The sequence below is a fragment of the Nocardiopsis halophila DSM 44494 genome, from assembly GCF_000341245.1.
In the GTDB taxonomy this organism is placed as follows: Bacteria; Actinomycetota; Actinomycetes; order Streptosporangiales; family Streptosporangiaceae; genus Nocardiopsis_A; species Nocardiopsis_A halophila.
On the sequence record NZ_ANAD01000048.1, the window covers coordinates 1 to 8839 of the forward strand.

Annotated in this window: 6 protein-coding genes; 5 read left to right on the forward strand and 1 reads right to left on the reverse strand. The window is 74.9% G+C overall.

Annotation, left to right across the window (positions count from 1 at the left end; all coding sequences use genetic code 11):
* Positions 1–63 precede the first annotated feature (63 nt).
* Positions 64–1650, reverse strand: a complete 1587-nt coding sequence (locus D450_RS0106030; protein WP_017537778.1) for an OmpA family protein — start codon at positions 1648–1650, stop codon at positions 64–66.
* Positions 1651–2968: 1318 nt separating this feature from the next.
* On the opposite strand from D450_RS0106030, the gene D450_RS0106035 reads away from it, so the two are divergent.
* From D450_RS0106035 to D450_RS29580, 5 genes are all read left to right on the forward strand, one after another.
* The gene (locus D450_RS0106035) at positions 2969–3697 is read left to right on the forward strand and encodes a YdcF family protein (protein WP_241483075.1); all 729 of its coding nucleotides are present in this window, start codon (positions 2969–2971) and stop codon (positions 3695–3697) included.
* Positions 3698–4413: 716 nt separating this feature from the next.
* Complete coding sequence (locus D450_RS0106040) at positions 4414–4860, forward strand: hypothetical protein (RefSeq protein ID WP_017537780.1); 447 nt, start codon at positions 4414–4416, stop codon at positions 4858–4860.
* The gene (locus D450_RS0106045) at positions 4860–6284 is read left to right on the forward strand and encodes a hypothetical protein (protein WP_017537781.1); all 1425 of its coding nucleotides are present in this window, start codon (positions 4860–4862) and stop codon (positions 6282–6284) included. Before D450_RS0106040 ends, D450_RS0106045 begins: the two co-directional genes overlap by 1 nt.
* Before the next feature lie 2 nt (positions 6285–6286).
* Positions 6287–7687 carry a VWA domain-containing protein gene (locus tag D450_RS0106050; RefSeq protein ID WP_017537782.1) on the forward strand — a complete coding sequence of 467 codons (1401 nt, stop codon included), beginning with the start codon at positions 6287–6289 and terminating at the stop codon, positions 7685–7687.
* Between the two features lie 128 nt (positions 7688–7815).
* The coding region (locus tag D450_RS29580) for an ATP-binding protein (RefSeq protein WP_449289454.1) at positions 7816–8839 on the forward strand (1024 nt) is incomplete at its 3' end.

Consider the following 8839-nt stretch of genomic DNA (forward strand, 5'->3'; position numbering starts at 1 on the left):
CCCTCGTCCAGGTCCCTCCTCAGCCGGTACAGCTCCAGCGCCTCAGGATCGGGGCGCCTCCCCTCACTCGACCGGCAGGTCCGCCGCCCCGAACGGTCCCGCCTCCAGCGACACCGACCCGGCATCCTCCGACGGCGCCGGGAAGACCACCACCAGCCGGAACTCCTCACCCGGAGCGATCTCCCGCGCCCACTCGGCGAACGCCCGGTACTCGCCGTCCACGTCCAACACGAGCGGGTAGCGCGTCAGCTCCGGGGAGGAGTCCTCCAGCCGGAAGCCGTTGAGCGAGGTGCCCCGGGCCGAGCTCTGGCCGCCCAGGTCCGGCTCAGCGGGCGCCGCGCCGGTGTTGGCCAGGTCGAACTCGGCGATGACGTGGGCGCCGTCGCGCACGAGCGGGTAGGCCGACAGCGTGAACCCTCCGTGTTCCAGCTCCGCCGCGGCCCGGCCCGGGTCCGCCCGGTAGGAGGCCGGTGCGGCCACGTGCCGCTCGGCCGCCTCCAGGCCCGCCCCGGCGCCCGCGCCCCGGTCGGCGGCACCGGCCAGGGGCCGCGCGGTGTAGGACAGCTCGACCCGGCGGTTCAGGCGGCGGGCCTCCTCGTCGTCGGCGCCGCCCTCCTCGGCCACCGGCTCGGCGCTCCCCTTTCCGGACACCTCGAAGTCGAACCCGTCGCCCAGGAGTGGTTCCAGCTCCTCGCGGACGACCCGGGCGCGCTCCTCGGACAGCTCCCGGTTGTAAGCGTCCTCGCCGACCCCGTCGCTGTGGCCCGTGACGGTCAGGGTGCCCCCGCCGCCGGCCGCGTGGGCGGTGACCGCCTCGGCCGCTCCGGCGAGCAGACCGGCCGCTTCGTCGGTGAGCTCGGCCTCGTCGAAGGCGAAGAGCACGTCGGCGTCGAGGGAGACGGTCTCCTGGTCGCCGTTGCGGGAGACCGCCGCGCCGCCGCCCTCCACCAGGCCGACCGTGTCGACGGTGTCGCCGCGCTCACCGCCGTCGGGCTCGCGCACGGGCCAAACCAAGCGCTCCCCCTCCTCCGGCTCCCTGTTCTCCCCGTCGACCCCGGGGTCGGGGACCGGGCGGTGCCCGTCGACCCGCTCGACGGGGATACCGGTCATCGCGCCCGCCCCCAGGCCGACGAAGGTCACGTATTCGACCTCCTCGGGCAGGGGCGGGTAGTACAGGCGCATCTCGTTGACGGCTCCGGCGAAGAAGGGCACGTCCGCGCCGTCGTCGTGGCTCCCGTAGGCGTCGGCGGCGGCCGAGTCGACCGGGCCGTCGCGCAGTGCGGGGTAGGCGGTGCCCTCGACCGGGTCGAACAGGAACGGTTCCGTGGCCGCGAGGTCGACGCCCTCGGCGGTCTCGCCGAGGTTGGTCAGGTCCAGGTGCACCGCCGAGGAGGCGTCTGTGGACTCCACGGCCACCACTTCGACCCGGGCCCGCTGGTTCTCCCCGGCGGAGTTGAAGAGCATGGCGTCCCGGGTGAAGGCCTCGGGGAGTTCGACGGCGTCCTCGCCACCTCCGCCGCCCCCGCCGGCGCCACCGCCTCCGCCGCCGAACAGGCCGCACGATGCGGTCGCCAGCGTCAGGGGAAGGGCCACTGCGGCCGCGCCGACGCGCCGGAAGGGGATGGCCGCATACGGGGCACGCTCGTTCATGTCCTCGTCATTCCGTATCGGGAGGGGTTCGCAGGACGCCCGGCGGGCGGCGCACCGGCGCCGGTGCGCAGGCGGCCACCGCCTGTGGCCACGGAGGCGCACCGTACAGAGTCGGCCGATGGCGCGTCGTGATGGCGTCCGACGCCGCAAGATACCGGAGGAACCCGTCGAAATCCGCCCGGACGGGCGCTTCAGGCGGGGCCGGGTGCGGCCACGGGTACCGCCGTCGCGCACACCGCCCTCCCGGACGCGCGCATGCACGGCGTCACGGGCTGCAGGTGCGGGTTCCGGGGTCGAAGCCGGAGGCGACGTCCTGCGGACCGCGGCCGCCGCGCCGGCGGGGACCGGGGGGCGGCACGCCGCCGGCCCGTGCAGCGGCTCCGGTGAGAAGGGCCCGTTCGGGCGTGCTCTAGCACGCACGGCGGGGGCGAACCGGGACACTTCGTGCGGGCGGGCCCATTTCGTGCGTCGACTACGGAGTGCACACAATACCTCCGTGACCTGCGACGTTACACGTGAAACCCTCACCGGGAAGATTGTCCTGATCCGGTCATTCCTTTCCGGTTCTGCTTACGTGATCGGCCGGACCGGCCACGACCCGTGACCGACATCGCGGCCGAAGCGGGCATTTCACATGCGGGCGTCGGCGCCTGCTCACGCTCCGTACCCAGAAAACCGTCCTTCCGGTTTCTTCACGGAAGGTGACTCCTGGCCCCGATTCCTCTCTTTCCACTAGATTCCTGGTCCGTTCGATGCATGTGCATCGCGCACGGGCGCCGCCCTCGGGGGCGCCGATCGACCACCTCATGAAGCGTCCGCCCAGGACGGGCCGCGCTGCGGGTCGGGACCGTCCCCCGGCCCGCAGCGCGGCTCTCTCGCCCCGGCGCGACCGCACCGCGGGAGCGCCGCGGCCTCCGAGGGGACCGCGGGAACGTCGCCCGACCGTCCGACCACCCGGTCGCCCGGTCGGCGATTCCGGCCGAGCCGCAGGTCATGCACCCCTCGCGTCCCGGACCACCCGCCCGGCGGCGATGTGATGCCCATCACGCATGCAACTCTCCGCAACCCTTGCGTCACGGCGCGCGCCGGGGGTGGACTGAGACGGCCGCGGCGGGACGGACCCCGCCGACGGCGGGACGCCGCCCTCCCCGGAGCGCCGGCCGCTCCATGGCGTCCCGCAGAACACGCGGCGCGCATGCCCGCAGCGGCAGCGGCCCGGGAGGGACGTCCCCCCTCCCGGGCCGCGCGCAACGGCCGGGACACCGCCCCGCCCCCTCCCCGGCCGCACACCGGGCCCGGCGGCGCTAGTGTGCCTGGCGTGGACTCTGTGGAAGCGGCCGGGAACGCGCGCACATCGACCGTCGGTGCGCAGGAGCACGCATGGGCGAGGGTCCTGTGGGACTTCCACACCGCCCCCGCCACCGACGACGGGCAGGGCGCCCCTAAGGGCGACATCGTCCTCGCCTTGGGAAGCCATGACGTCCGCGTCGCCCACCACGCGGCCCGGCTCTGGCGCCGGGGCGCCACTCCCCTCGTGGTCTTCTCCGGCGACCGGGGACGGCGCACCGGCGGCGGCGACGGGCACCGGCGCTGGGCCCGCTCCGAGGCCGAGGTCTTCGCCGAGGCCTCCGGCCTGCCACCCGAGGCGGTGCTGCTCGAGGACCGCGCCACCAACACCGGCCAGAACTTCTCCTGTGCACGCCGGCTGTGCGAGGAGCGCGGGATCGGTGTGCGCACGGCCGTGGCCACCGCCAAGCCCTACATGGCCCGCCGGGCCCTGGCCTCGGCCGCCGTCCACTGGCCGGGGGTGACGTGGGCGTTCAACGCCTTCAGCGGCGGGTACGAGGGCTACACCGACGACGAGCACCGGCCCGAGGAGCTGATCGCGTTCCTCGTCGGGGACCTGCAGCGCCTGGCGGTCTACGCCGAACGGGGATGGAGCGCCCCCGTGGAGGTCCCGCCGCAGGTCCGCGAAGCCTACGCCGCCCTGGTCGACGCGGGCTTCACCGCCCACCTGGTCCCCAGCGCGCCGACGCTGCCCTGGTAGCCGTGCCGGCCTGACAGGGGCCGACGGGAGCCCATGAGCCGCCGGCGACAGGGCCCCGACCAGAGCTCGGGACAGACCGGCACCGCGGGGAACGAAGCCGGGGTGCACACGCTCTCCGGGACGGCGGTACCGCGGGTCCGCACGCACCTTCCCTCCATCGACCCCTGGCCGACAGCCCGCCGGCGGCGGACACGCCCCCGGCCGGGGGCGGCTCGAATGCGCCGTGCCCACGGGCGGACACCCCTATACCGGAAGAGGGCATCGGACCGAGCCCTGCGCCCAAGCGTGAGGGCCTCCGTTGGAGTGGTCTCGTTTCCGGCGGCCGCAGCCGCCGTCGGTCGGGCGGCCTTAGCCCGTCCGCCGACAGAAGGGACGCCGGTCAGGCCTTCGAAGGGGCCCGACCCGGCACCGAGCCGTCACGACGGCGCCGCACCGGCCGGACGGAAAGGACACCGCTCCAACGGCCACGGCCCCAAGCGGGCGCCGCGGCCTCCGGTCCCGCTCCGGGCGCACCGGAGCGCCTGCCGCTTCGGGCCTCCCGCTCCCCTCCGGCTCCGTTTCTGTCACCGGGGGCCGATAGGAATACACCATCGCCGATCGACGACCGGCCCGGAACCGCCGTTCCGGGCGCCGTCCGTCGGCCCACCCGAACGTGCCCTCCCCGAGAAGGTGATGCCGTGGCTCCCCACGCCCCCGGACCCCCGAGCACGGTGCCGTTGGTCCCGCCCGTCCACGCCCGCAAGCTCACCAAGGTCCCCTACGTCGAACTCGCCGACGGACGGGTCCAGGGGGTGGTCTCCAGCGGATCGGCGGGCGAGCGCGTCTACGTCTCCTCCGTCTCCGCCGGTTCCCACGCCCTGAGCTGCGCGACCAACAACAACCGCCCCTGCGGCGGGCTGGGCGGCGCCCCCTGCAAGCACATCCGCGCCCTCCTCGACGAGGCCCGGCGGCACTACGGCGCCGAGCGCGTGGCCGCCTACCTGCGGCTGGACCCCGACCAGGCCCCCGAGGCCGCGCTGTCCGCGCTGAGCGGCCCGGTGGAGCCCGGCCCCACCGGCGTGGTCTTCACCCGCTTCCTGCGCTACCTGTCCTACCTGGAACTGCCGGGCACCACCGCCCCGCTCCCCGAGATGCACTGGTTCCCCGCGGGGAGGGCGCTCTGATGCTCCCCGCCCGCCTGACCGAACTGCTGGACTCCGCCCCTCCCGGGGTCGAGGAGGCCCTGGAGCTCACCGACGGCCTGGACGCCGTCCTGGCCGACGGCCTGGCCCGCCCCGGCGCCCAGGGCACCGCCGCCCTGGAGGACCTGGCCGCCGCCACGGGCTCCACCCCGCTGGCCGCCTCCGTGCGCGCGGCCGTCGACGCCGTGGGGTCGGGCCGGCCCACCGGCCCCGCCCCGGCCGCCCTGGCCGGGGCCCGCACCGCGCTGGCCGGCGCCGTGCACGACGCCCTCCTGGAACAGGCGGACACCGCCCTGGGCCGCCCCCGCGACGACCTCCCCGAATCCGCCGCCTCCCCCGCCGGCGGGGCCGGCGGCGCCGACCCGGCCCTGGAGGGCGCCCGCTCCTGGCTGGCCGAGCTGGCCGTGGCGGGCTGGCGCGGCATCGACCGGGACCTGGCCGCCGGGGCCGACGCCGCCCTGGCCCCGCTGCTGGAGGACCCCTCCCGCAGGCGCCTGGCGGTGCTGATCGACGGCCTCGGCGCCGAGCTGCGCGCGCACTGCCCGCTGTCGGGCGAGGCGGACCCGCCCGCGCGCCGGTGGAGCGACCTGTGGGCCCGCGCGGTCCTGCTCGCCCAGGACGCCTCCCCCGCCGGGCCCGGCGCCCCCGCCGAAGAGGTCTCCGGCCGCCTGCTGCCGCTGGGCGCCGACGTCCACGAACACCCCACCGCCTTCCAGGTGCAGGTGCACGCGGTGCTCGAACCCTCCGGCGGCGACCCCGCCCGCCTGGTGCGCGCGGCCGCCTCGGCTCCCAAGGTCGACGTGCTCACCCGCGAGTCGCTCTGGGGCCTGCTGGCCGGCCACTCCGTGCTCCTGGGCGCCCTGGCCGGGCACCACGCGCTGGAGGTGGCCGGCATGCCCCTGCTGCACGGGGGCGACCTGCTCTGGGACGACGAGCGCGCCCGCCCCGGCGAGCCCGCCGACCGGTTCGCCGCGGCAAGGCTGCACCTGGAGGACGCCCTCGCCCCGGCCGTGCCGCCCCTGGAGCGCCACCCGGCGCGCATCGCCGAGCCCGTGCTGCTGGAGGGCTACGCCGCCAAGAAGAAGCGGAGCCCGGCCCCCGGGCTGGACCTGGACCTGGACGGGACGCGGCTCCCGGTGTCCCTGCACCGCCTGCCCGAGAGCTCGTCCCTCGACCTCAAGGCGGCGGCCGCCTCCGGGGCCTGCATCGGACTGATGCGCTGGGACGCCGGAACCGGGTGGTCGGTGCAGCCGCTCGGGGTCGCCGCAAAGAAGGCCCCCGCCTCCCAGACCCACACCGCGGACTGGGCGATGGGCCCCACCGACCCCAAGTACGCCTCGGCGCTGAAGAAGACCGACCCCCTGGGCACGCTCCGCGAGCGCGCCGGACGGCTGCTGAGGAAGTGAGCATGGCCGAGACCGAAACCGACCCGCCCGCCCCGCCCCCGGGCCCACACGAGGGCCCGCACGAGGGGCCCAACCCCCACGAGAACCGCCGCCAGGTGCTGTACTGGCGCCTGCTGGCCCGCCTGTCCGGGGCCGAGGAGCAGCCCGCCCTGGAGTCGGCCGGGGTGGCCGCCACCGAGGACGCCGGGCTGCCCGCGGCCCTGATGGACCCCGGGGTCACCGTGGACACGCTGGTGCAGCGCTTCCCCGGCCTGGCCGCCGAGTTCGAGGCGCTGTCGCAGGCCGCCGCCGGCGACGCCGCACCCGAGGATCCGCCCGCGCCCGACGGCGGGGACGTGGGCGAGCAGGAGGTGCGGCGCGCCGCGCTGATGTCCAAACTGCTGCTCAACGTCTTCTCCACCGGCTCGGGCGACGTCACCGCCGAGCGCCTGTCGGCCTGGCAGTCCGACGCCGGGTGGCTGGAGCAGGCCTTCGGACACGCCCCCGGGTCGCTGCGCGGGCGCCCCCGCGACGGCGGGCTCGGCGGCTCGCTGGGCGAGCTGGAGGGCGACCTGGTGCGCCGGATGCGGCTGCGCGAGGTGCTGGCCGACGACGACCTGGCCTCCCGCCTGAGCCCCAGCATGTCGCTGGTCGAGCAGCTCCTGCGGGACAAGGACCACCTCTCGGGCACGGCGCTGGCCAACGCCAAGGCGCTGATCCGCCGCTACGTCGACGAGGTGGCCGAGGTGCTGCGCACCCGGGTGAGCCAGGCGTCCGCGGGGACCGTGGACCGCTCGGTGCCGCCCAAGCGCGTCTTCCGCAACCTGGACCTGCAGCGCACCATCTGGAAGAACCTGCCCAACTGGAACCCCGAGGACCAGCGGCTCTACGTCGACCGGCTGTTCTACCGGCGCACCGCCAAGCGCATCGAGCCGGCCCGGCTGATCGTCGTGGTCGACCAGTCGGGCTCGATGGTGGACGCGATGGTCAACTGCACCATCCTGGCCTCCATCTTCACCGGGCTGCCCAAGGTCGACGTGCACCTGGTCGCCTACGACACCCGCGCCCTGGACCTGACCCCCTGGGTGCACGACCCCTTCGAGACGCTGCTGCGCACCCGCCTGGGCGGCGGCACCGACGGCCGCGCGGCCCTGGAGCAGGTCCGCCCCAAGGTCGCCGACCCGCGCAACACCGTCGTGGTGTGGATCTCCGACTTCTTCGAGTGGAACGAGCGCCCGGTCTTCGGCGGCATGGAGGCCCTGCACCGCTCGGGCGTGCGCTTCATCCCCGTCGGGTCGGTCACCAGCGGCGGGCGGCAGAGCGTCAACCCCTGGTTCCGCCAGCGCTTCAAGGACATGGGAACCCCCGTGCTCTCCGGGCACATCGACAAGCTCGTCTTCGAGCTGAAGAACTTTCTCGGCTAGGAGTGGACCCCCGAATGACCGACCAGATGCTGCGCGCCCCCGCCGAGGTCGAGTACGCAGAGGAACTGGCCTGGCTGGCGTCGGTGGACGACGGCCCCAAACCCTCCTCCTGGCGGCTCAGCCCCAAGATGGTGCGGGCCTTCGTCCTGGGCTCCGAGCCCGGCGACGGCCTGGAGCGCGATATCGCCCAGAAGTGGTTCGGCGACCGCTCCTTCGTCGAGCGCGCCATCGTCACCCTGGCCTCCGACCGCGGCCTGCTGCTCATCGGCGACCCCGGCACCGGCAAGAGCTGGCTGGCCGAGCTGCTGTCGGCGGCGGTGTGCGGCGACTCCACCCTGGTGGTGCAGGGCACCGCCGGCACCACCGAGGACCACATCAAGTACTCCTGGAACGTGTCCATGGTCATCGCCAAGGGCCAGTCCCGCGAGGCGCTGATCCCCTCGCCGATCATGACCGCCATGGAGCGCGGGGCGGTCGGCCGCTTCGAGGAGCTGACCCGCTCCACCAGCGACGTGCAGGACGCGCTGATCTCCATCCTGTCGGAGAAGTACGTGTCCATCCCCGAGCTCAACGAGGACAACACCGTCTTCGCCAAGCCCGGCTTCGCGGTCATCGCCACCGCCAACAGCCGCGACAAGGGCGTCAACGACCTGTCCTCGGCGCTGAAGCGGCGCTTCAACTTCGTCAAGATCCCGGTGGTCTCCAACCGCCGCAGCGAGGCCGAGATCGTGCGCTTCCGCACCACCGAGCTGCTGCGCCGGCACGAGATCTCCCTGGAGGTGCCGCCCTCGCTGCTGGACGTGCTGCTGCAGAGCTTCACCGACCTGCGGGCCGCCTCGGCGGCGGCCGCCNNCGGCGCTGTCCACCGCCGAGCAGATCGGGGTGCTGGAGGACGCCATCCTGCACAGCCACTTCTTCGGCGACAGCACCCTGCGCGCCGGCACCCTGGCCTCCTCCATGGTGGGCTCGCTGGCCCGCCGCACCCCCGAGGACCTGGCCATCCTCAACAAGTTCTGGCACGGCGTGGTCGAGCCGCGCGGCACCGAGCAAGGCGGGCCCTGGCCGGAGTTCCTGGAGGGCGGCAAGCAGGCGATCGAGGCGCTGTCGTGAGCGGCGCCACCGCGACCGGCGGCGCCCCGGCGGGGGGCGCCC